Origin of the sequence: Eleftheria terrae (assembly GCF_030419005.1) — a bacterium.
Taxonomy (GTDB): Bacteria; Pseudomonadota; Gammaproteobacteria; order Burkholderiales; family Burkholderiaceae_C; genus Caldimonas; species Caldimonas terrae.
Map to the genome: position 1 here is coordinate 665094 of NZ_CP106953.1, position 21945 is coordinate 687038.

21 protein-coding genes are annotated in these 21945 nt (G+C 65.7%); 5 read left to right on the forward strand and 16 right to left on the reverse strand.

Going from position 1 to position 21945, the window contains the following annotated elements:
* Positions 1-7: 7 nt before the first annotated feature.
* The 6 genes from N7L95_RS29405 to selD all read right to left on the reverse strand — a co-directional run bounded on the left by N7L95_RS29405 (position 8) and on the right by selD (position 6217).
* Positions 8-541, reverse strand: a complete 534-nt coding sequence (locus tag N7L95_RS29405; RefSeq protein ID WP_301261149.1) for a PH domain-containing protein — start codon at positions 539-541, stop codon at positions 8-10.
* Between the two features lie 4 nt (positions 542-545).
* Entirely contained in the window at positions 546-1652 is a 1107-nt protein-coding gene (locus tag N7L95_RS29410; RefSeq protein ID WP_301261150.1) for a hypothetical protein, read from the reverse strand.
* A gap of 29 nt (positions 1653-1681) precedes the next feature.
* Positions 1682-2749, reverse strand: coding sequence for a radical SAM protein (locus tag N7L95_RS29415; RefSeq protein WP_301261151.1), 1068 nt, complete (start codon positions 2747-2749; stop codon positions 1682-1684).
* Positions 2746-3135 carry a hypothetical protein gene (locus N7L95_RS29420; RefSeq protein ID WP_301261152.1) on the reverse strand — a complete coding sequence of 130 codons (390 nt, stop codon included), beginning with the start codon at positions 3133-3135 and terminating at the stop codon, positions 2746-2748. Before N7L95_RS29420 ends, N7L95_RS29415 begins: the two co-directional genes overlap by 4 nt.
* A 14-nt stretch (positions 3136-3149) precedes the next feature.
* The gene (locus N7L95_RS29425; protein ID WP_301261153.1) at positions 3150-4460 is read right to left on the reverse strand and encodes a serine hydrolase; all 1311 of its coding nucleotides are present in this window, start codon (positions 4458-4460) and stop codon (positions 3150-3152) included.
* 704 nt (positions 4461-5164) lie between these two features.
* The gene (selD, locus tag N7L95_RS29430) at positions 5165-6217 is read right to left on the reverse strand and encodes a selenide, water dikinase SelD (RefSeq protein ID WP_301261196.1); all 1053 of its coding nucleotides are present in this window, start codon (positions 6215-6217) and stop codon (positions 5165-5167) included.
* A 45-nt stretch (positions 6218-6262) separates the two neighbouring features.
* On the opposite strand from selD, the gene mnmH reads away from it, so the two are divergent.
* Positions 6263-7315 carry a tRNA 2-selenouridine(34) synthase MnmH gene (gene mnmH / locus N7L95_RS29435; RefSeq protein ID WP_301261154.1) on the forward strand — a complete coding sequence of 351 codons (1053 nt, stop codon included), beginning with the start codon at positions 6263-6265 and terminating at the stop codon, positions 7313-7315.
* A gap of 420 nt (positions 7316-7735) precedes the next feature.
* A complete protein-coding gene (locus N7L95_RS29440; protein ID WP_301261197.1) occupies positions 7736-9892 on the forward strand; it encodes a LamG-like jellyroll fold domain-containing protein in 2157 nt (718 codons plus the stop codon).
* Between the two features lie 636 nt (positions 9893-10528).
* Here N7L95_RS29440 and N7L95_RS29445 read toward each other — a convergent pair.
* Complete coding sequence (locus N7L95_RS29445) at positions 10529-10741, reverse strand: cold-shock protein (RefSeq protein WP_301261155.1); 213 nt, start codon at positions 10739-10741, stop codon at positions 10529-10531.
* Positions 10742-11052: 311 nt separating this feature from the next.
* On the reverse strand, positions 11053-11388 hold the full coding sequence (locus N7L95_RS29450) for a hypothetical protein (protein WP_301261156.1): 336 nt from the start codon (positions 11386-11388) through the stop codon (positions 11053-11055).
* A gap of 209 nt (positions 11389-11597) precedes the next feature.
* Between N7L95_RS29450 and N7L95_RS29455 the strand changes: the two genes are divergently transcribed.
* Positions 11598-11921 carry a hypothetical protein gene (locus N7L95_RS29455; RefSeq protein ID WP_301261157.1) on the forward strand — a complete coding sequence of 108 codons (324 nt, stop codon included), beginning with the start codon at positions 11598-11600 and terminating at the stop codon, positions 11919-11921.
* 234 nt (positions 11922-12155) lie between these two features.
* Here N7L95_RS29455 and N7L95_RS29460 read toward each other — a convergent pair whose 3' ends face one another.
* The 3 genes from N7L95_RS29460 to N7L95_RS29470 all read right to left on the reverse strand — a co-directional run bounded on the left by N7L95_RS29460 (position 12156) and on the right by N7L95_RS29470 (position 15919).
* Positions 12156-13916 carry an ATP-binding protein gene (locus N7L95_RS29460; RefSeq protein ID WP_301261158.1) on the reverse strand — a complete coding sequence of 587 codons (1761 nt, stop codon included), beginning with the start codon at positions 13914-13916 and terminating at the stop codon, positions 12156-12158.
* 966 nt (positions 13917-14882) lie between these two features.
* Positions 14883-15143 carry a hypothetical protein gene (locus N7L95_RS29465; RefSeq protein ID WP_301261159.1) on the reverse strand — a complete coding sequence of 87 codons (261 nt, stop codon included), beginning with the start codon at positions 15141-15143 and terminating at the stop codon, positions 14883-14885.
* A gap of 140 nt (positions 15144-15283) precedes the next feature.
* Entirely contained in the window at positions 15284-15919 is a 636-nt protein-coding gene (locus N7L95_RS29470; protein WP_301261160.1) for an H-NS histone family protein, read from the reverse strand.
* A 123-nt stretch (positions 15920-16042) separates the two neighbouring features.
* Here N7L95_RS29470 and N7L95_RS29475 point away from each other — a divergent pair, with 123 nt between their 5' ends.
* On the forward strand, positions 16043-16885 hold the full coding sequence (locus N7L95_RS29475) for a hypothetical protein (RefSeq protein ID WP_301261161.1): 843 nt from the start codon (positions 16043-16045) through the stop codon (positions 16883-16885).
* Positions 16886-16901: 16 nt separating this feature from the next.
* The gene (locus N7L95_RS29480) at positions 16902-17282 is read left to right on the forward strand and encodes a DUF7079 family protein (protein ID WP_301261162.1); all 381 of its coding nucleotides are present in this window, start codon (positions 16902-16904) and stop codon (positions 17280-17282) included.
* 161 nt (positions 17283-17443) lie between these two features.
* Here the strand turns inward: N7L95_RS29480 and N7L95_RS29485 are convergent, their stop codons facing one another.
* The 5 genes from N7L95_RS29485 to N7L95_RS29505 all read right to left on the reverse strand — a co-directional run bounded on the left by N7L95_RS29485 (position 17444) and on the right by N7L95_RS29505 (position 21944).
* On the reverse strand, positions 17444-17776 hold the full coding sequence (locus tag N7L95_RS29485; protein ID WP_301261163.1) for an integrase core domain-containing protein: 333 nt from the start codon (positions 17774-17776) through the stop codon (positions 17444-17446).
* 371 nt (positions 17777-18147) lie between these two features.
* Complete coding sequence (locus N7L95_RS29490) at positions 18148-19386, reverse strand: methyl-accepting chemotaxis protein (RefSeq protein WP_301261164.1); 1239 nt, start codon at positions 19384-19386, stop codon at positions 18148-18150.
* A gap of 410 nt (positions 19387-19796) precedes the next feature.
* Positions 19797-20447, reverse strand: coding sequence for a 3-oxoacid CoA-transferase subunit B (locus tag N7L95_RS29495; RefSeq protein WP_301261166.1), 651 nt, complete (start codon positions 20445-20447; stop codon positions 19797-19799).
* Positions 20440-21102 carry a CoA transferase subunit A gene (locus N7L95_RS29500; protein ID WP_301261167.1) on the reverse strand — a complete coding sequence of 221 codons (663 nt, stop codon included), beginning with the start codon at positions 21100-21102 and terminating at the stop codon, positions 20440-20442. The genes N7L95_RS29495 and N7L95_RS29500 overlap by 8 nt, the downstream gene beginning before the upstream one ends.
* 59 nt (positions 21103-21161) lie before the next feature.
* Positions 21162-21944, reverse strand: a complete 783-nt coding sequence (locus N7L95_RS29505) for a 3-hydroxybutyrate dehydrogenase (protein WP_301261168.1) — start codon at positions 21942-21944, stop codon at positions 21162-21164.
* Position 21945 lies beyond the last annotated feature (1 nt).

Here is a 21945-nt window from a genome sequence, read left to right on the forward strand (position 1 = left end):
GGTTCAATCAGGACCGCTCGACGGCGAGCGCTTTTGAGAGTTCATCTTTGACGAGCGCCGGGTTCTCGACGCTGAGCACCAGCCCGAACGATTGCTTCGTCGGGATGTAGAGGTTCGGTTGATCGATGACGGCAGCGAACAGCTTCTGCCCTTCTCTGGATCGAAACCACCCGGACCGGTAGCCGGGGAAAGCCACACCATTGGTTCGCAATGCGAGCCGTCGTGCCGCGGGGACACCCGCGTCCAGCACCTCAATGCCCGACGCCAGGTCGGCGATCCGCAAGGTCACGTTGTAGAAACTCGACTGGATGCGGAGGGCGCGACCGTCGAAGGACGCCCGCTGTCGCCGCACTGCTGCCGCCAACACGCCGGCCACCAACACAACGATGCCCGTGGACCCCAGCAGAACCGGCACCCGGCGCGTGTCCTCGTGCACCGAGTACAGCGCCGCACAGGTGAGCACCAGGGGAAGGACCAACACGAGAGCCATCAACCAGGCGTATTGTTTCGCGGCCGGTCTTCTAAGGACCATCTCGGGCATGCTGCTAGTCAAGGCCGGCCACCCGGAGCGCCAGCTGCTTCATCGCCTGCATCACCGCAGCACGTCGGCCCGACGGAATGGATAACAGGTTCAGCTCCTCCGCGGCGGAAACAAACGCCTCGATTTCATCCCGTACCAACTGCCGGTTCGCCTCCAGCACGAAGTCATCCTTCTCGAGCATGCGCGCGATGCGGGCCGTCTGCTGCGCTTCGGCAAGACGAGCGGGGTCGAGTGCGAGCATGCGTTTGCCAAGCAGGGCCCGCTCGGCGAAGCTGCGCTCAATCAAGCGCTCGCGTTCGCTGCGCCCCTGCTGCGCCGTGATGGGGCCGGTGACCGGGCCGGCGAACAGTGGCCCCTTCAGCGTGTTGTCCATGCAGCCCTCGCTGGCCACCACGGCCACGGCCACCGCCACCGAGATGTGCACGCCGGCAAGGATCGAAACCGTCACCGCCGTCGCAACAGAGATATAAACCACCACGATGGCGGCAATGGCGACCGGCACGGCAGCCACCGCTTCCTCGGTTGGAGCCATCTCACCGGAGAGGAACTGAACCTCCTTGGACTGGAGGAATCGCTTCAGCTCGCCGCTCTCGCTCCCGAGCTGCGCCAGGCTGGTGGCGGGGAGCCGCATCTCGCTGGCGTTGCGCTTGAGAACATCTCGCACTCGCTGCTTGAGCACGGAGCGCGAGCCGGAACGGACCAGGCCCAAGGAAGACAGCTGGGCAAGGAACTCCTTGTAGTCTCCGCGCACGGAGGCTGCAAGCAGCTCCTCGTTGCAGAGCGCTGCCAGCACCTTCACCTCCTGGTCGCGGGCGGTCAGCAATGAGTCCGGTATGCCGTTCGCCAGTAGGTAGCCGCCAGGATCGCGGTGGAATCGCCGGCGTTCCTCAGGCTCTCCAAGTACCCGGCCCCACAAGGTACCGAAGATCGTGAGATCGTCGGCCACGCCGGCAGGGAGGCTGGCCGAGTCCAGCGACAGGCGCAAGGGTGGGTTGGCGCTCGCGACGATGGGGCCGGTCACGCTCGCCGGTGTCCCGTACAGGCGTCCCGCGTTGGCAACGCCCGGAATGCCGAGCGTGCCAATGGCACCGAGGATTCTCCTTCGCTTCATCGGTTCTCTCCCTGTCTGGCGACAAACGTTCAGTGGGCAGGCGCCGGGCTCAACGCCTGTCGTTCCCTACGACGGAGCGCCACCTTGAGGTTGAAGCGCGCGAGCACTTCAGGAACAAACTCGTGATAGCGGGCCCGCAGTTCGGCGCGCACACGGGGATGCAGATGCATCACCGAGCAGGCCTCGCAGATGTGCCGGATGTGGCTCAGCTCCTCGTCGATCTCCTCGCCGAACAAGCGCCGGAGAATCGTCCCGGGGCCTTCCACGTGGATCCAGATCTTCAGGAAATCCCGCAATGCATCGTCGAACAGCGCTCCCATGGAGGCCGCTTCCAGGCTGCCGAGCTTCATCTCGGGGATGTGTTCAAACGTCAGTCCGCAGCACGCCGCGAGCTGGTCGTGTGGGGTGACAACCAGGTTGTTGAAGACCTGCGAGCAACCTTCGGTGAGTGCCGCCAGGCCGCCGGGTACACCGCGCTCTTCATATTCGTCGTGAAAAGGCATCCAGCTGTTGCACTGCAGCGAGAGCTTCAGCGGCTTCTCTCGCATCCACCGACGGAGAACCGGACTCTGGGCCGCCATGTCATAGCAGCGGGTGCTCGACGCATCCTTCTCGACCGTCACCAGCGTGAAGATGTCGGCCGACACCAGCGCGTCAACCGCCTGCTCCACGCTGCTGAACGGCACCCACCGCTGGTGATCCGCTCCGGTGCTGATGTTCACTTCGCTGATGCCGGCCGCCTGCAACTTGGCCACCGTCGCCTGCGCTTGCCGGACCGTCTTGCCCCAGAAGGCGTTCGTCACGCAGCGTGTCTTGAGCCCCAGATTGCTGGCATGCCTGATTGCGGCGAACAAATCGTCTTTGAGCAAGAAGGCCTCACCGCCGCTGAAGACCACCAGCCTCAGGTTCGAAAACGACTGGTGGGCATCGGTGATCCGCTGCTTGATGGTGTCCAGCGACAGCCGGCCCTTCACCCGCGGGTTCGACTCGAAGCAGCACTGCTCACAGGCGGCGTTGCAACGGTAGGTGGGCAGGATGGTGAGCGATTCTGGAAAGAGCTCGGTCACGCCGGGGTTGAGGTAGATCGGGACGTTCATCTCGGTTCTCCTTCCGCCTCGGCGGACACCGCCGCCGCTTTATCGCACACCAGCACCAGGTGGGCGTCGAACACCAGGTTGCCGTATTCAACGACCTGGCCGGTGGGCCAGTGGAGGTAGAGGCCATAGCCCACTTCACGGTCCACGTCGGGCCGCACCCAGTAAAGGCCTGTGTCGAGCGAGCGGCTCTTCTGTGCGGCACCTCGGCTCCAGTCGAGGAGGTCAGTGGCTGTCGGCAGGCGGCAGCGGCCCCGGGACTGGCTCACGAGCGCGGCCACATCCGCGGCGCCGTGAAGCCCCGGAATGCGCTGCCAGGTGAAGCTGGTCGACCCGGCAGGACGTGTCCACCCGCCGAGCAGCAGTGCGGCCGCCAACGTCAGGGGCAAGGCGCTGCGGCACCTCATTCGAGGGCTTTCAGAACACGCGCCACGGCGCTGTAGTACGCGACGCCTGGTTCTGGTTCGGCGCCATTCCAAGCGGAGGCAACGGCATACCACTTGCCACTGCTCGAGCGCACCAGGAACGCCAATGCAGCCACCCCCGGTTCGGAACCGCCCTTGTAGCCCAGGTACTCCCACCGCGGGTCGTCAAATGCTTCAGGCCGGTTGATGGCAAGCAGGGCCCGGCCGTGTTTGGCCTCGCCGCTGTCCGTCAGCTCCTTGAGGATGGCCAATGCACGCACCAGTTCCGATACCGTGGCAAACCACTCGACCCCGGGCGCGCGTGGCGCACTCCGCGACAGAGACGCATCGGCGCGCAGCACGATGGCTGGAATGTCACTCTTCAGGATCTCGCGACGCCCGGCCTCCGTCGCGCTCCCGTACTGCTTCGCCAGGGACGGCGTTTGCTTGAGCGCAAAGAACTCCCGCGTCGTGAGAAACGGGTAGCCGAGCTTCTTCGATGTGTCTCCGGTCTCGGCGACGGCCGCTTCAACCGAACTCCGGCCGATTGCCGAGATGAGAGCATCGTTCGCGGTGTTGTCGCTTTTGGAGATCGAGAGCGCGGCCAGTGTATGAAGGGTGACGGGTGAACCTGCGGGCCAGTTCTGCAGTTCCCCGGTGGGCAAGGAGATGGCGGTGCCCGGCAGCGCAATGACGTCGGCCCACTTCCTTCGCTGGGTGCCGATCTCGCGCAGCAACGCCGACAGCACATACAGCTTCGACACTGACGCGATGGCCATGGGTCGTTCCGCATTCACTTCCGTGAGCGGCACCACACCACCGGGCTCAAGACGCGCCGTCATCAATGCGGTGGTTCCCGGCAGCTCGGCCAGTGCCGTCATGGCAGCCTGCAGAGGTGGCTGCTCAGGACGTTCACCGGCCGTCGGCAGCTTCAGCAGCAGGCCCTCGATCAGGTACGGCGGCTCGGCAGATATCTTGAGATCAAAGGGAACCAAGAAGCCCTTGCTACACCGCAAGGCGAATCGCCCGGCTGTACCCGCCTCGGGGGCTTGCAGCGGGCCGTCAAGCTGGCATGTCCCGACCTGGTCGAAATAGTCCTTGAAGACCTCGGAGAGCTGCTCGCCGGGCACCTTCTCGAGGAAGGACGCCGCAAAGTGCTGCTGCAGTGCCGCTGGGTCAGCCTGGATGAAGGTCGCCACGTCCCTCGCGCGCTGCAGCAGCGCCTGCCCGGGCGCGGCCGCTTCAATGGAAGCGCTGAGCATCATGAGGGTCCATGCAACGAGAATGCGGACGGCGGCGGACACCGACATCCAGCTCTTGCGCGGCCGGTGGAGAGGCGCGCATCGCATCACATGCTGGATGCGTGTGGCGCTCGGTGCAGCCTGGCAGCTGGCGGACAAAGTCCCGGTGGCAGGACGTTCTCAACACCGACGACGCAGGCCTTTGCCGGTGAACAGAGACACCGCGCGGGGGCTTCACGTGCTGCTGTACTCATCTCGTCGATCTTTCAGCAGGTCAGGCAGGCCACTGCCAAGAAGCGGGGACCGGCGGGTCAGCGTTGAGCCGACGCCGCCGATCGCTTGGCGTTGTTGTCGACGCTTGCCTGAGATGGCCTTTGGCTGGCAGCCGTGGCCACCGTCTTGTCAGGAAGGCGCACGGCTGCGAGGTCCCGCAGCAGCTGTCAGGCAAGAAGTCGACATGCAAGTCACGTGTTAATTCTTGCAAGTTGGCCCAGGAACGGCAAGCACTGTCAATAGCAACAGGTCAGAGCTGAAGCCTCCTCTGCAGGGGGCCCCCCTTGACGCGGGCCGACTCTGTTCTGCGAGCCGTGCAGCGTGTGCTCGTCATCGCCGGTGTGCCGCCACCCCAAGCTGCGCCCATCGCAGAGCCGGCCACCTGCGCCACGCGTCATTAAGCACGGCTCACGTGCGCCACGCGTCATTCAGCACGGCTCACGTGCGGCGCGTGACACAGGCGGCAGGTGCCAGTACTCGGCCGGCAGCCACCCGGCGGCCTACAGAAACGAGATTCGCGAGCCAGCGCTTTGATCCATGGCCGTCAAGCTGCCCACCACCGCAGCCTGTGCAAAGCCGTCCTGGTGGAAGGCTGCCAGGACATCCGGCACTGCGTCCTGCGAGCAGCTGACGAGCAGGCCGCCACTCGTCTGCGGATCGGAGATCAGGGATTTCATCCAGGGCGCGGCGTCTGCAGGCCAATCCACCGCATCGCCGTGGGCAGCCCAGTTGCGTCCAGACGCCCCGGTGACCACGCCGTCGCGCGCGAAGGCCACTGCTTCTTCGATCAAGGGCAACTGCGCCAGCGTCACGCGTGCGCTGAGTTGCGAGCCGCGGCAGACCTCCAGCAGGTGGCCCGCCAGCCCAAAGCCGGTCACGTCCGTCATGGCATGCACACCGTGGAGCCCGCCCAGGGTACTGCCGATGCGGTTCAACTGGGTGGTGTGGCGCAGCATCTGGGCATACCCCGTCTCATCCAGAAGGCCCCGCTTCAGGGCGGCCGACAGGATCCCGACACCCAGCGGCTTGCCGAGCACCAGTGCATCCCCCGCCTGCCCGCCGGCATTGCGCCGCACGCGGTCCGGGTGGACCAGGCCGAGCGCCACCAGCCCATAGATGGGTTCCAGCAAGTCGATCGAATGTCCCCCGGCGATGGGAATGCCGGCCTCTCGGCAAACGTCGGCACCGCCAGCCAGCACTTCGGCAATCACGTCCGGCGACAGCTTGGCGATGGGCATGCCCACCAGCGCGAGTGCCATGATCGGTGTCCCACCCATGGCATAGATGTCCGACAAGGCATTGGTAGCCGCGATGCGCCCAAAGTCGCGAGGGATGTCGACGATGGGCGTGAAGAAGTCCGTGGTGGCCACCAGCGCCTGGCTGTCGTTGAGCCGGTATACGGCGGCATCGTCGCTCGTCTCCAGGCCCACCATCAGCTCGGGCGGCACGATGCCTTGAGGGGCGCGTGACAGAATCTCGGCCAGGAGGCCCGGCGCGATCTTGCAGCCGCAGCCACCGCCGTGCGAAAACTGGGTAAGGGCGATAGAAGTCATGAGGCAAGCGAAGTTCAGGCTGATTGTGCCAGCCGGGGTGCGTTCATGAGCGCTCGCGGAGCGGCCCAGATCACCGAGCGGCACTTGTTCGACTGCATCATCGACGCCCGCTCACCAGCCGAGTTTGCGCTTGACCGGATCCCCGGTGCCGTCAATTGTCCTGTACTGGACGACGAGGAGCGACGCATCGTGGGCACGCTCTATAAGCAGCAGGGGGCGTTTGAAGCCCGGCGTGTCGGGGGCGCGATGGTGGCGGCCAACCTCGCGCGCCACCTGCGCGAGCGGTTCGCCGACAAGCCCCAGCACTGGAAGCCGCTGGTGTACTGCTGGAGAGGCGGGCTGCGCAGCAGTTCCATGGTCACCTGGTTGCGGTTGGTGGGCTGGGACGCGCAGCAACTGGCCGGGGGCTACAAGCGCTGGCGACAACATGTCGTCGCCACCCTGGATCAGTTGTACCCGCGACTTCAACTGAAGGTGGTGTGCGGCGCCACTGGCAGCGCGAAGACACGCTTGCTGCACGCTCTTGCCAGCCACGGCGCCCAGGTGCTTGACCTTGAGCACCTGGCCTGCCACAAGGGTTCCCTGCTCGGGGCCTTGCCTGGACAGGAGCAGCCCTCCCAGAAGGCCTTCGAAACCCGGTTGGCGGCAGTCGTGGAGCAGTTTGACCTGTCCCAGCCCGTGTTCGTTGAAGCGGAGAGCCGCAAGATCGGGCGGCTGGCCTTGCCTACCACCTTGATCGAGCGGATGCGCGCCAGCCCTTGCCTGGAAATCGTGGTGCCGTTCGAGGAGCGGTTGACGTTCTTGCTGCGCGACTATGCCTATCTGGGCGATGACGGGCCGGGGCTGGCGTTGAAGCTCAATGCGCTGCGGACACTGCATGGAAACGAGGCGGTGAACCGCTGGCAGGACTGGGCCCGCCGCAAGGAACTGCGCCCGCTGTTCTCCGAGCTGAGCGCCCTGCACTACGACCCGCTGTACGCCCGCTCGCAAGCGGCGCACTTCCATCAATGGGACGCGCGCCGGCAGTTGCCGCTCAGCGGGCTGGACGACTCCCGCATCGAGCAACTGGCGGCGGTGATCCTCGAGAACAGCCTCTAGCGCAGGAACGCCAGGCCGTGGCGATGAGCACACAAACACGGCGGACTCCTTCTCGGCGCGCTTGCAAGCTCGAGTGACGCGGGCACGAAGCGAAGGTGCCGCGCCCTGGGCCTTTCCCGGTTGCCACATTCGGTGAGGCGGTCCTTCCATGCCCGGGGGCGCTCGACAGGCCGCGACCCCGTGCACGCCGCTCGGCGGCCAAGCCCCGAGGCCTTCTGCTCGCCACGCGAGCGAGCCATCACAGCCGCCGGCTTGGCTGACCGAGGCAGCGGCCGTCCGGGTGAAGGGTGTGCGGCCCCTCTTTGAGCTGCTCCTTCGGGACCGGCGGACCCATGAGCGTCAGCCGTTTCGCTTCTGCCGGGAGCAACACCGCCGACCGCCCGCAACCGACCGACTGGTCGCCCGGCGGCCATGCACTTGATGGAGGTGCTCAATAATGCGCGCCCCCCACATTTGCCATGGCGCATGATGTCCCACAAGAACAATCGCCCGACACCCATCGACGTCCCTGCCGATGTCACGCGACGGGGCCTGCTGCAAGGCTTCGGCGCTGCCTCGCTGCTTGGGGCATTGGCTGCATGCGGCGGTGACGGCGACACATCGGCCGCTCGCGGCAGTGCCGAGAGCCACGGCGGGCCCGCTCCAGCAGATGGGGGTGTGCCGGGGTACCCCGTGCCCGGCACACCGGGCGCCACGCAGCGGCGATTCGCTCACCCGGGCCTGTTGCACACCGAGGCGGACTTTCAGCGCATGCGAGCCAAGGTGGCTGCAGGCGAGCAGCCATGGCTGGACGGATGGAACCGAATGCTCACCAGCGGCCGCTCCCACCTCAACGCCTGGCCCCGCCCGCTGGCCACGGTGGTCCGGGGTGGCGCGGGACAGAACTTCGCGCAGATGTACATCGACATCGCGCGCGCCTATCAACTGGCGCTGCGATGGAAGATCTCCGGCGACACCCAGTTCGCGGACCGCGCCGTCGTGTTCCTCAACGCTTGGTCGTCGACCTTGACGAGCATCATCGGGAACGCCGATCGTTTCCTCGCTGCTGGCATTTATGGATACCAGTTCGCGAACGCGGCCGAGATCATGCGCAGCTATGAAGGGTGGGCCGCCACGGATCTCGCTCGCTTTCAGCAGATGATGTTGAACGTCTTCTATCCGCTCAACCACCATTTCCTGGTGGCACACAACGACGCCGAGATCACCAACTACTGGGCCAACTGGGACCAGGCCAACCTGGCCTCCATGCTGGCCATCGGCGTGCTGTGCGACCGTGTCGACATCTACGACGAGGCCGTCGGCTACTACAAGCGCGGTGCCGGCAACGGCGCGGGGCTGCAGGCGGTGTATCACGTCCACCCTGGCAATCTCGGCCAGTGGCAGGAAAGCAGCCGTGACCAGGGCCACTGCACCCTGGGCATCGGGCTGGCCGCGGTGTTCTGTGAAATGGCGTGGAACCAAGGCGACGACCTCTACGGTTATGAAAACAACCGCTTCCTCGCCGGCGCGGAGTACGTCGCCAAATCCAACCTGCGTGATGCCACCGGCGCATTCCATGCGATGCCCTTCCTGACCTACGTCAACAAGCACGGCGTGGCCTCGGGCGTCTCGCCTGCCGGACTGGGGCATCTTCGCGGCGTCTGGGAGATCGTTCACCACCACTACGCGCACCGTCGTGGCATTGCGGCTCCCTGGTCCGCCAGGCAGGCGGCCCAGCTTCGACCCGAATCGGACGGAGGCAATGGCGATCAGCTTGGCTTCGGCACGCTGGTCTTCACCCGCGATGCACCGCCTACCGTGGGCCGGCCCACCGGGCTCACCGCCCGGGTTCGCGGCTCTCAGGTCGTGCTGTCATGGTGGGGCAGCACCGGCGCCGTCAGCTACACGGTCAAGCGCAGCGCCCAGGCAGGAGGGCCCTACACGACGCTCGCGTCTGGCATTGTCGACCTGATGAGCTTCACGGACACCGACGTGCGCGCCGGGCAGGTCTGGCACTACACGGTGGAGGCCATCGGCACGGCGGGCGACAGCCACGCCTCCGAGGAAGCGCGTGCCGCCTTGTCGCCTGAACTGCTGCATCGCAGCGCCGCCGTCGAAGTGGCGAGCGCGCTGCCCGGTGGCCTGCTGGAGCGCCTGGCCGACTTTTCGATGTGCGCGCGGGTGTGGCTGCACAGCGTCGATACCTGGGCCCGGGTGTTCGACTGCGGCAGCGGCCCCCGCCGCTTCATGATGCTCACGCCCCGCAGCAACACCGGCAGGGTGCGCTTTTGCATCACGACCGTGCACGGCCACAATCTTCAGGTCATCGAAGGCCCGGCCGCCTTGCCCACGGGACGCTGGGTGCACCTCGCCGTGACCTTGTCCGGGACACTCGGCACGCTTTACGTCGACGGCGTGGCGGTAGGTACCCACCCGCTCATGACGCTGGCCCCGTGTGACCTGGGAGAGATCACTCAAGGCTGGATCGGCCGCTCCCAGTTCACGGCCGACCCGCTGCTGAACGGGCGAGTGGAGGACCTGCGTGTCTACAGCGGGGCCCTGAGTGCCGCTGATGTCGCCGCGCTGGCGGGTCAATGAGCCGGAGGGAGGGCGGGCCCTGTGTGAGCTGGTCCCACATGTGACCCTGGGAGACACCACTGCAGGCTCGATCGGCGGCTCCCAGTTCACCGCCGACCCGCTGCTGAATGGGCGAGTGGAGGACCCGCGCGCCTAGAGTGGGCCCTGAGCACCGTCGATGTCACCACGCTGCGGGGCCATGAGCCCGGGGCAGCAACCGGATTTGGAGTTGGCGGCAGGTCGGACCGTTCCGCCGGCAAGCCGCAGCACGGTGGATCGGCATCCGTCCGACATGTCACCTGCGGTTCAACCGCAGCCCTCTTGCCACACAGCCTGAGGATGGCTCAGCACGGGGCACAGGACACCGCGTGCGCCATCGCGCGAGCCAGGCAGGCGCCCGCCCTCAAAGCACCCAAGCCGGCCCGGTCGCAGCAAAGACGGACCCGGTCGCTGAATCAGACGCAGGAAGCGACGGGACAGCCAGGATTCCCCAGGCCGTCTGCACCGCCCGAGCGCCTGGCAGCGAATCAGCAGATCACTCAACGTGCGCTGCGCCTTCGGACGCTGCGGGGTACCAAAAGAAAAAACGCGGCCAATGGCCGCGTTCTTCAGGTGGCGAGTCGCCCAAGCGCAGGGCACCAACGCCCCGTCGTCGGGTTACAGCACGCGAATGTTCGATGCTTGCGGGCCCTTGAGCCCTTGCTTCACTTCGAATTCGACGCGTTGGTTTTCCTGCAGGCTGCGAAAACCGCCGGTGCCGGCAATTTCCTTGAAGTGGGCAAACAGGTCCTTGCCGCCCAGGTCCGGCGTGATGAAGCCGAAGCCCTTGCCGTCGTCGAACCATTTAACAATGCCAGTTTCGGTCGTCATGGATGATGTTCCTTCAGATGTTTGAGAAAAAAGTCAGTCGCGCAAATGAATTGCGCGAAGCAGAAACACTCAAGAAACGTCAAGCCGGGATTTCAACCTGGGCCGGCCCCACATTGGTGATGCGAGGCGGTACGGGATAAGACCTTGAAGAAACGGTCTTGTGCATATCTGAGCGGCTAATGTAGCCGCTTGCGACGCACTGGCATCTCAAATGATTCAATACCCCTTCTCGGCACTGCGAGATCCTGTCGCCGATCAGGGAAGGAGCCGGTGACTTCCTGATCAGGGCCGTCGGCTCCTGGGTCCCGCTTTCAGTTCAGCGCCAGCGCATCCAACTGCGCTTGGCTCAACAGGCAGTCACCGCGTGCGTCAGGCGCTGCCTCGACGCCCTCGGTCACGGTGAACAACAGCAAGGCAGGCGGGTTGTCGTAGGCCGGGTCGGCATATGCATAGACGGCCAGCAACTTCATGGGCCCGCTCCAGTCGAGCACCTCGATGCGCCTGACGTCATAGCCCTCCGTCTTGTACGCAGCACAGATGGCGCTCTTCGCGCCAGCCAGCGTTTTCTCCCGCACCGGCGTCTCGATATCGCTGCCCGGCTGGCTCTGCGTGAACGGCTCGCCATTGATGAGATAGACCAGATTCATGCTTCTCTCCGAAACGCCGCCACACGCGGTATGCCCGCAGTCAGCGTCCCCGCGCGCATTCTACGGGCCGCAGAAGCACCGACACCCACCGCCCCGATGCGCATTCGGCATAAGTGCGGTGGCAGGCCCTGCTTCACGGCAGATGCCGTCATTGAACCCGCGCCGCAGAAACGCTAGGCTGCATTCCCTGCAACGGCCAGGGCACAACCATGTCATTCCTGTCGCGCTTCTTCCGCCAACCAAGTGCTCCAGCTGCGGGGCGCACCACCGCAGGGATGGACGATGCCCTGGTGCTCGTGCCGGTGCCGGTGCCTGCGCTGGCCATCCTTCTGATCAACCTGGAGAAGAACAAGGGGGCCGCCTTGACAGAGCAGGAAGTGCTGGCAGCCAGAGACAAGGCGGCGTGCATGACGCTTCCCCTCTCGCAGAAGCGCCTGATGGACGAGAAGCGGGGCTACCAGGACATCGATCCTGAGAACGTCTGGCTCGAGTGGCAAGCGTTTTGTGCCGAGCGGGCACGCAGCAACCCTTGAGTCGCTCCAGGAGGACAGCTTCGATCACGGCTCGGGATCGCTGCCCGGGCAGTCGCAGGCGGCGCCCGCGGACCGGGCGGCCTCCACCATCGGAAGGGGCACGACTCCTGGTCGTCGTGCCTGGCGCCATGCCGGCCGTGCGGTGGGCCACGCCTGCCGCGGGCCGGTGCGAGAGGAGCAAGCACGCAACAGCTGCTGCCCGCGCTCGACACATCGACTTCCGCAACTGCCCGGCTAAGGCCCGGGAGGCGGGGCCGGCCGGCCCTCCACGGAGCGAAACCAACGACCGATCGTCTTTGCCATCTTGTCCAGGGTGCAAGGCTTGGTGAGGAAGTCGTCCATGCCGGCCCGCCGGGCCTCCTCGACGTTGCTTGCCAAGGCGTTTGCCGTCAGCGCAATGATGGGGAGGCGGGCCCGGCCCCGCGCCCGCTCGACCTCCCTCCAGCGTCGGCACGCCTCGTAGCCCGACACACCAGGCAGCATGCAGTCCATCAGGACCAGGTCGTAGGTTCCCGTATCAAGGCGCAGGAGTGCCTCTTCACCATCGGATGCAAGGTCGCAGTTGCAGCCCAGCCCGGCCAGCTGCGCCTCGATCACCAAGGCATTCACCGGGTTGTCCTCGACCACGAGGATTCGTGGCGCCCCGCCATCAGTCCCCCCGGACGGCAGCGGGTCCGCCGGCATGAGCGGCGTCGCACCGCTGTGGGCAAAGCGCAGTTCCGGCGGCTCCTCCCGCTCGCGCAACACGTCGGCGGCATCCGCCGTGCGCACGGGAAGCTCGAACCAAAACCGGGTGCCCTCGCCCACCGTGCTTTCGTAATCGATCGTCCCGCCCATGAGTTGCACCAGGCTTTGAGAAATCACCAGCCCCAGCCCGGTACCGCCATGCCGCCTTGCATGCGAACTGTCCAATTGCCGGAACGGTTGGAACAGATGCTCCCGGGCCTCGGGCGGGATACCAAGTCCGGTGTCATCGACCTGAAACCGCAACTTCACATCGGCGCCGCCTTCTTCCCGGGCAGCCAGTCGCAGCTGCACGCACCCGGAATCCGAGAACTTGACAGCATTGCTCACCAGGTTGCTCAGCACTTGCCGCACGCGATCCGGATCGCCCATCACTGCGGCAGGCACCGCATCGTCGATATCGAGCTTGATGCCGAGCCCTTTGCTCTGTGCGTAGCTGATGAACAAGTCACCGACCTCTTCCATCAAGGCTGCGGGACTGAACGCCTCGAGCCGCAGATGCAATTCCTGCGCTTCGATCTTGGAGAGGTCGAGGATGTCATTGAGGATGCCGAGCAGCGACCGGCTGGAGCGCAGCAAGGTCTCGGCCAGCGACCGCTCGCGCTCGCCCAGCGTGGAACGCACCAACAGGTCGGCCGTGCCCAGGATGCCGTTCATCGGGGTCCGGATCTCATGGCTCATGGTGGCCAAGAACTCCGACTTGGCACGACTGGCCGCCTCGGCCGCCAGGCGGAGCCGCTCTGCCTCTGCCAGCAACTCGCCACGGTGGCTTGCTTCCTGCTCGAGCGCGACCAAGGCGTGCTTGAGGTGGCCAACGCTGGGGAGGGCCAGCGCTTGGGGCACCAAGCGCACGAGCGTCAGAGCAGTCAGCACGGACACCGCGGCCGTGACCGCCTTCAGGCTGCCTGACAGCCAGTAGCTCGGATTCCAGACGGTCCACACCTCCATGAAATGGGTGCCACCGCAACTCACGATGAACATCGCGAAGAGCAGGAACATCGAGTTGAACGGCAAGTCGCCGCGGCGGCGCACCAGGTGTAGAAGCGTCAGCGGGATGGAGACGTAAGCCAGCCCGATCAGCGCATCACTGACGACATGTATCCCCAGCAGCGAGGGACTCCAGGTGAAGCAATAGCCATGCGGCAGCAAGCGGTCGGCAACGCTTTTGTCCTGCCACAGAGCGAACACCAGACCGGTGCTTCCCGCCAGGAGCGCAACCACATGCCAGGGGCGGACGCTGAACGGTTTCATGAAGGCGACTCCAAAGTGCTACGCGGTGTGCAGGGCGGAGGTGGCTGGGCAGCAGTGCAATGATCACCATCGGCGTCACAGCGGCTCCAGACGGCCGGCACCGCTTCAGGTCAAACCATGTGCAGGGGGAGGTGGCGAGAACCGGCGGCGCCTTTGGGGCGCGCGTGAGCCACAAAAGCGCGGAAGCCATCGTTGGGGCGGCGACCCGCCGACGATTGAATTGCTGGACAAGCCGCCGCCGCTGCTTGCCTGCGGGCACGAGGCAAAGACGAATCGCGACAGCGGGGTAAGTACCTGACGACTGACATGATGAGATGCCGCGCAGCGGAGTGGCGTCCGGGGCCTTGCGGGCAGGAACTGCCGCAACTTCCTGAAGTGCAGCAGGCGGCGTGCCAGGCTCATGCGAGCTCTATCCGCCACGGTGACGCCGACGGGTCAGGCGTGGCAGAGGCGGGAATGTCAAGTTGCGACTTGCGACTTCGCCGCCGCGTTCGGCGGGCCAAAGAGATCAACCCATTCCCAGCCTGCTGCCGTCGACCCCTGTCGCAAACGACCTCGCTGCCATGCAAGACCGAAGCTCCCCGCCTCGCCCGCGGCTGAAGCAGACGTGCGAGTCGCCCGCCACGCCATGCTGCAACTCGACGCCGCCACCATGCCGCTCGGCAGCCGTTTCGTCACCCGGTGCGGCAAGCAGGCCCCCACCAGGAGAGCGCCGATCTCTCCCGTGAATCCCGTCGTGCTGCCAGCCCGGCCCACGAGCCCGCATCATGGGGCAGGCCGCCGCGGAGGCTGCCGGCTCAAGTGCTTGGAGCGCTCCCGCTCGAGGGACCGCTGGTGCCCAGGACCGTCATCGGAATCGGGCAAGGCCGGCACACCGCGCCTTCCCTGTAGGGGTCTACGACGCAGATCCTTCAGGACGATCACGCGCGGCTTTCCTGTTCGATCGTCGTTGCAGCCACCATGCCGCTACCGGCGTTCCTCGGCGACTGTCGCTGCATTGAGCAGCGCGGCGGTATCCCTGTTGGCAAGATCAACCAGCTGGTCGATGTCATCCGGGCGGCGGTCCCTGGCAAGGAAGACAATCGCACCCAGGACTTGATCGCTGGGTGAGATCACCCTGCGCAAGGCGTCTGCAACACGCTGCGCCTCGTCCTGAGCGAACTTTCTTCTGATCAGGAATGCCCTGTCGGCCTCATTGAGGCCGTACTCTCTGCGGTCACGACTCACGGTGGCCTTCCTTTGCGATGAATGCGCCTGCCACTTCCCAGTTGCATGGGGCAGCCACAATGGCGGTCCACGCCAATGCGCCGCCGGGCAGTGTCTGCCGCGCCCAGCGACGGGACGCCGCGCCGGACACCCGTGTGGGTTCAGCCCGCCGCGCCCGGCTCGGTGTCGTCCCGGCCCGGCCGCGGCATGTCGGCGCCACCGGCCGCAGGGGGGGTCAGCGACCGGCGGCGGCTCCGCGCCGGCGTATCGCGCGTGGCAGCCGCCTTGGGCTTGGCCTTCTTGGCAGCGACCTTGCCGCGCTCGCGATCCGGTCGAGCGCCGCTGTCGCGCTTGGCGGCTGCCGCCTTGGCCTTCTTGGCGGGCACTGCCCGCTTCTTGGCGGCGGCGCGCTTGGGCCGGCTCGGTGCTTCGCCGCTCATTTCAGCGTCCACCGCGGTCGTGCGTTGGGAGCGCTCGGCGACGGCGAGAAAGGACGCAAGGTCCGCACCTTGCGCGATCGCGTCGCGCAGCCAGCGCGGCCGCGGACCCCGTCCCGACCATGTGTTGCCGGCGGCGTCGCGGTACTTGGCTGCGCCGGTGTCGGCTGCCCGCCTGGCCGCCCGTTTGGCCTGGTGCGGCTTTGCGGCTCCGAAGACATCCTCGACGGTGAACCCGTAGGCGGCCACATCAGCTCGGATCTGCGCGAGCCGGGGTGCGGCCTCCTTGCGTTTGGCCTCCTCCATGCGGCGCTGCAACACTTCCATCTGGGCTTGAAGCTGGGCGTAGGTCTTCGGCATGGTGGTCGGCTGGACATGATTCAGGACCTGCGGAGCTTACCGGAATGCCGGGCTCGCCTCGCCTGTGGAGTCTTCCCTGTCGTGTCCTAATAGAATCGTTTGCACATTGGGAGGACAGCATCCATGAGCGGAAGACCCTTGGGGCCCCTGTGTCAGGTGGTCAATCCACAGGCCATCGATCGAGGCACGCTGTGTTTGGCCGCGTCTCCTGTACCGGGTCCCGGCGGCCGCCAGACGCAAGACCTGCGCGCCCTCGACGAGGCGCTGGCCGCGCTGCAGGTCACGGCCCAGAACTTCGCCTGGCGGTTCATCACCGATGCGAAGGCGCGCGCCACCTATGTGCGCCGAATTGCAGAGGCATCTGCCACCATCCGGGCCGACGTGCTGGCAGGCCGGGTCAGCGTCACCGAAGGCGCAGCTTTCGCGGTGCAGTCCCGCAACCTGATCATGGAAGAGATCCGCGCCATCACCTCTGCCATAGGAAAGGCGGGGGCGCAGTCCATCAAAGGCCAGGGTTTGACGGTGGAAGCTGCGCTGGAGAAGGCGGTCAAGAAGCTGTTTCCGGGACAGAGCTTCGCCGATCTGGCACCGGCCCAGAAGCGCCAGGTCTTCCTCGAGGTCATCGAGGCATCCGGCCGATCGAGCCCCAAGGTCACCGGGCAGGTGCCCAAGTGGACGCGCATCGGCCGCGGCCTTGCCGTCGCCACTGTCGCGATATCCGTCTACAACATCTGGGAAGCCGAGAACAAGTTGCGCCAGGGCGTCAAAGAGGGCGCCACGCTGGCCGGCGGCGCCTTGGGCGGTGCCGCCGCCAACGCCTCGGCCGGCTTCCTTTGCGGGCCGGGGGCTCCCGCGTGCGTCACCGTCCTGTTCATCATCGGCGGCATCGCAGGCGCCTTGGTGGCAAGCTCGGTGGCGGACCAGGTGCTGGACCAGCGGGACATCGTCAGCTGGCTGGGAGAGTGACGAGATGGCGGCCTCGATGACTGGCGATCAAGCACGGAAGGAAGCCTGGCTGGCGTTGGCGGACCTCTTCCTCGACACCACGGTGGATGAGCGCGCCATCGCCCGCATTGCCAGCCAGCTGCGTCGCACCGGACTGCCGCTGGACGAACTGGAGCGTCTCTACGAACGCGAAGTGGCGCCTGCATGCTGGCGGAACCTCGCCACCGTGCCAGGAGGGGAATGGCTGGGTTTTGACGCCGAATCGCTGGTGCGCACCATCGAGCAGAAGCGATTGCATGCGCCCGACCTGTCCTGGTGGGACCGCTGGCGCATCAGCCGCTGGACCGCCAGCACCCGTGACGATTGGCTCCGGGTGAAACGAGTACTGCAGGGCGAGGATGCGGAGAATGTCCGGTAGGCGCGCTCAGGCCGAGGCGCCTTCCACCCGCCTGCCGGTGCTGTGCAGGTAACAGGCGCGAAGCTCGCATGCAACCCGGGCGTGACGAGGTTGTGAGGCGCAGCGGAAGCGGTCTGCAGGCCCAAGGTCGCCCCGGCAAGTAGACATTCCAGCACAGGAATCTACGGCGGTCGCGATCCTGGACGTGAACTGCCGCGGCGGCAGCCCGCCCAGGGGGCGCCGTGAGGCCGGCGCTCGTTGTCGTCGAGCCGCCATTCCTCGGTCATGTGCTGCGCCTGCTCGATCGACTTGAACAGGTAGGCGTCGAGCACCGCGTTGCGGTACGTGCGGTTGAACCGCTCGATGGAGGCGCTCCGGTTCGGCTCTGCTGCCTTGATGACGCGCGGTGCGAGGCCCTTGGAAGCAACCCGCTCGGTAAAGCCTGCGACCTCATCGCCCGCCGCTTCCTTCAGGATCGCCACGATCTGGCTCTCGCTGGACTTGCTCTCCTTCATCGCGTCCTCGCGTTTCCTTCTGAGGCCGCATTCACCAGATCAGGCTGTCTACGAGGCGGGAAGCTCAGGACGGGAGACGCGACTACCGCTAGGTAGCGTTCCCCCCGCCGCATCGTGCGTATCCCACCCGCTCGCTTCGCCGGGCAGCACCCCCAGGATGCCGGCGGTGCAGCCCGACAACGAGCAGCGTCGAGAGCGATGCATTTCCCTTCGACCCGGAGCGCGTCCGAACGACTGGCACGGCGGAAAGGGGCAGCTCAGGGGCAGCCGCGATTTATCGATGAGGTGCCACACCGCTGCCGCGTGCGGCTGCCAGTGTCCGCCATGCGGAAGTCCGCTGGTCTTCCCCAGGCCAACAGCAGAGTCGATGTTCAGGAAAGCTTGAAGGTCGACACGGATTCAACCAGACGTCCGGCCTGGCTATTGAGATGGGTGGCGGCTGCCGAGCACTCTTCCACCATCGCCGCATTGCGCTGCGTGGCATCGTCCATCTGCGTGATCGCAACGCTGATCTGCTCAATGCCGGCCGTCTGCTCGCGGCTGGCCGCCGCAATCTCGGCGACGATGTCGCTGACGCGCTTGACCTCGTGCATCAGGCGCGTGATGGTCGATCCCGCATCGGTGGTCTGCTGTGACCCCAGTTCCACCTGCGTGACCGAGCTGCCGATCAGCGACTTCACTTCCTTCGCGGCGCCGGCACAGCGCTGCGCCAGCGTGCGCACTTCGGCAGCCACCACCGAGAACCCGCGGCCTTGCTCTCCAGCACGGGCGGCTTCTACGGCCGCATTGAGGGCGAGGATGTTGGTCTGGAAGGCGATGCCATCAATGACGCCGATGATGTCGGCCATCTTCCGGGACGACTCATGGATTTCGTTCATTGTCGCCACGACCTTACCGACGATGTTCTCGCTGGCGGCCGCTGCGCTGCATGCCGCCATCGCGCGCTGACCAGCCTGCTGCGCGCTTTCGAAGTTGGTGCGGGCCGTACCGGTGATCTGCTCCATCGACGCGGCAGCTTCCTGCAGAGCGCTCGCCTGCTGCTCCGTACGCGCCGAGAGGTCGCTGTTGCCGGACGCGATCTTGGCCGACGCCGACGCGATCGAGTCGGTGGCGAGGCGCACATTGCCGACGACGCGGCCCAAGTCCTGGACCATGCCGGACAGCGCCTGCATCAACTCGCCAATCTCATCGTGCCGCTCGACCGACGGGCCGTCACGGCGAGTCAGGTCACCGCTGGCCACCCGCCGCACCTGCTCCACGGCAACATGCAGGGGATGCACGATGCTGCGCCAGATGACCCAGGCGACCGCGACACCAGCCACCACCGAGACACTGGCGAGAACGACCAACCAGTTGCGGGCCGCCTCATGCGCCTCCTGCAAGTCCTTGGAAATGGCACCGATGTGCGCACACTGGTAGGCGGAGAAATCGCGCAGTCCGTGGCCGTACTCGTCAAGCAGCGGAGAAAGGTGCTTCTCGGCTTCGGCACAAGCAAGGTCCAACTGCTGTTCTTCCTTGAGTTTGTTGATCTCGCCCAGCTTCTTCAGGGCCTGGGCACGCAGCGCCGAAGACTGGTCGAACAGCCACTTTTCCTCGTCTTCGCTGATCATGGTGCGGGTTTTCCCTGTTTGGATCGAACTGCCACACGAGCATCCGATTCCAGCAGTGACCCAGGCATCGGGCGGGCACCGGCTTCGACCTTGCAATTCCAGATCTGTACTTCGTCTGGACCGCCCTCGCTTGCGGAGGCCTTCGAAGTCGTTGTTGTGGCAGCTGAGCACCCGGCTGGACCCGATCACCGGCAGCGGCTGGAAGCCGAGGGGCGGGGTCGACATCAACAACCGCGGGCAGATCCTGGCCGAGGGCTATAGCCTGGCGCAGGGAATCGGCGGTGCCGTATTGCTCACGCCGATGCCCGAACCGCAGACGATGGCACTGATGCTCGTCGGGATCGGAGCCGTCGCATGGGGTGCTCGGTGGCGCGCTTGGGCTCGGCCTGCGGCGTCTGTCAAGACCCCGCCTAGACGCGCATTCTCGCAATGGGCTCCGTGGCGATGAGGCGTGTGCCGGTGAGGCCCTGGACCGTGTCCAGTTCGACTCCCGGCGCCAGCTCCTTCAGGACCATGCCGCTCGCAGTCGGCTCCATCACCGCCATGTCGGTCACGATGAGGTCCACCCGGCGCTCGGACGTCAGCGGCAAGGTGCACTGCTCCACGATCTTCGGCTTGCCCTTGACGGTGTGCATCATGGCGACAATCACGCGGCGAGCCCCGGTGACGAGATCCATCGCCCCTCCCATGCCCGGCACGATGCTGCCCGGAACCATCCAGTTCGCCAGCCGTCCTATCCGGTCGACCTGCAAGCCGCCCAGGACAGTGACATCCAGATGTCCTCCGCGGATCAGTCCGAACGACATGGCGCTGTCGAAGGTCGCGGAGCCCGGCAACGCGCTGATCGAGTGGCCTCCGGCATCGGTAAGGTCTTCGGCCTCAAGGCCCTCCTCGGCAACGGCTTGCATGCCGACGATGCCGTTTTCCGATTGGAAGAAGATCCGGGCATCGCGAGGCACCATCTCGGCCACCAGCGTCGGCAGACCGATGCCCAGGTTCACGAGATTGCCGGGCCGCAGTTCAAGCGCGACGCGTCTGGCGATCAGCGTTTTCTCATCCATGCACTTGCTCCCGGGCGACAAGATGATCCACGATCACCGCGGGGGTCATGACATCGTCGGGGGCAATCACACCGACCGGCACGATCTCCTGCGGTTCTGCAACGACCGTGTCCGCGGCCATCGCCATCAAGGGGTTCAGGTTGCGGGCGGTCAATGCATAGGTGAGATTGCCGATGTGGTCGGCCCTTCTTGCGCACACCAACGCGTATCGCGCCCGCAGCGGCGTCTCGAGCAGGAAGCGCCGGCCTTCGATATCGATCGTTCGCTTGCCCTCTTCGACCAGCGTACCGACGCCGGTGGGCGTCAGCACACCGCCCAGCCCATGGCCACCGGCCCGGATCCGTTCTGCCAGGGTGCCTTGGGGAACCAACTCGACCTCGAGCAGTCCGTCGAGCATTTGCCGCTGTGTCTCCGGGTTCGTTCCGATGTGGCTGACGACGAGGCGGCGAACCAGCCGCGCCGAAATGAGTTTGCCAATCCCGACGCCTGGACGCGCGCTGTCGTTGGCAATCACGTGCAAGTCCTTCCGACCTTGTCGGACCAATTCATCGATCAGCCGGCGGGGTGATCCAACACCCATGAAGCCGCCGATCATCAGGGTCGAGCCGTCCGCAACGTGCTCAACAAACTCGGCAATCTTGACGGTTTTCCCCATGAGTGCCCTCTGTGGATGATGAGTACAAGGTCGACGACAGATGCCAGCACTGGCGAACCTCAACGCGCGGTCCAGCCTCCATCCATGGTCAGGGCTGCGCCGGTGATGGAGGCGGCACTGTCCGAGCACAGGAACAGCACCAGGTCAGCGAGCTCCTGCTGCCCGACGAAGCGCTTGTTCGGCTGCGAAGCGAGGATCACGTCTTCAACGACCTGCTGCTCCGAAAGGCGGTGTGCCCGGGCCTGCTCTTTGATCTGGCCGTCGACCAGCGGCGTGCGCACGTATCCCGGGCAGATCGCGTTGCAGGTGATGCCGGTCTCGGCCACTTCGAGCGCAACGGTCTTCGTCAATCCCAGCGCGCCGTGCTTGGCAGCCACATAGGCCGATTTGTAGGGTGAGGCTACCAAGCCATGGGCGGAAGTGATGTTGACGATGCGGCCATGATTGCGCCGTTTCATGCCGGGCAGTGCCGCTTTGATCGTATGGAAGTTCGATGTCAAGTTGACCGCGAGGATCTGCGACCACTTCTCGTCAGGGAACTCGTCCACCGGAGCGATGAACTGGATGCCGGCGTTGTTCACCAGGATGTCGACCGCACCGAACTGCTCCTCCGCCTCGATCACCATCTGGCGAACCTGCGCCGGCTGCGTCATGTCGGCGGGCGAGTAGGCGACGCGAACGGACGTCTCGGCCTCCAAGGCCGCGCGCTGCTGCTCGATCTGTCTTGCATCACCGAAGCCGTTCAACATGACCCTCACGCCTGCCCGGGCCAGCGTCTCTGCGATGCCCAGGCCGATGCCGCTGGTCGAACCGGTCACGATGGCGGAAAGGCCTTTCAGCATG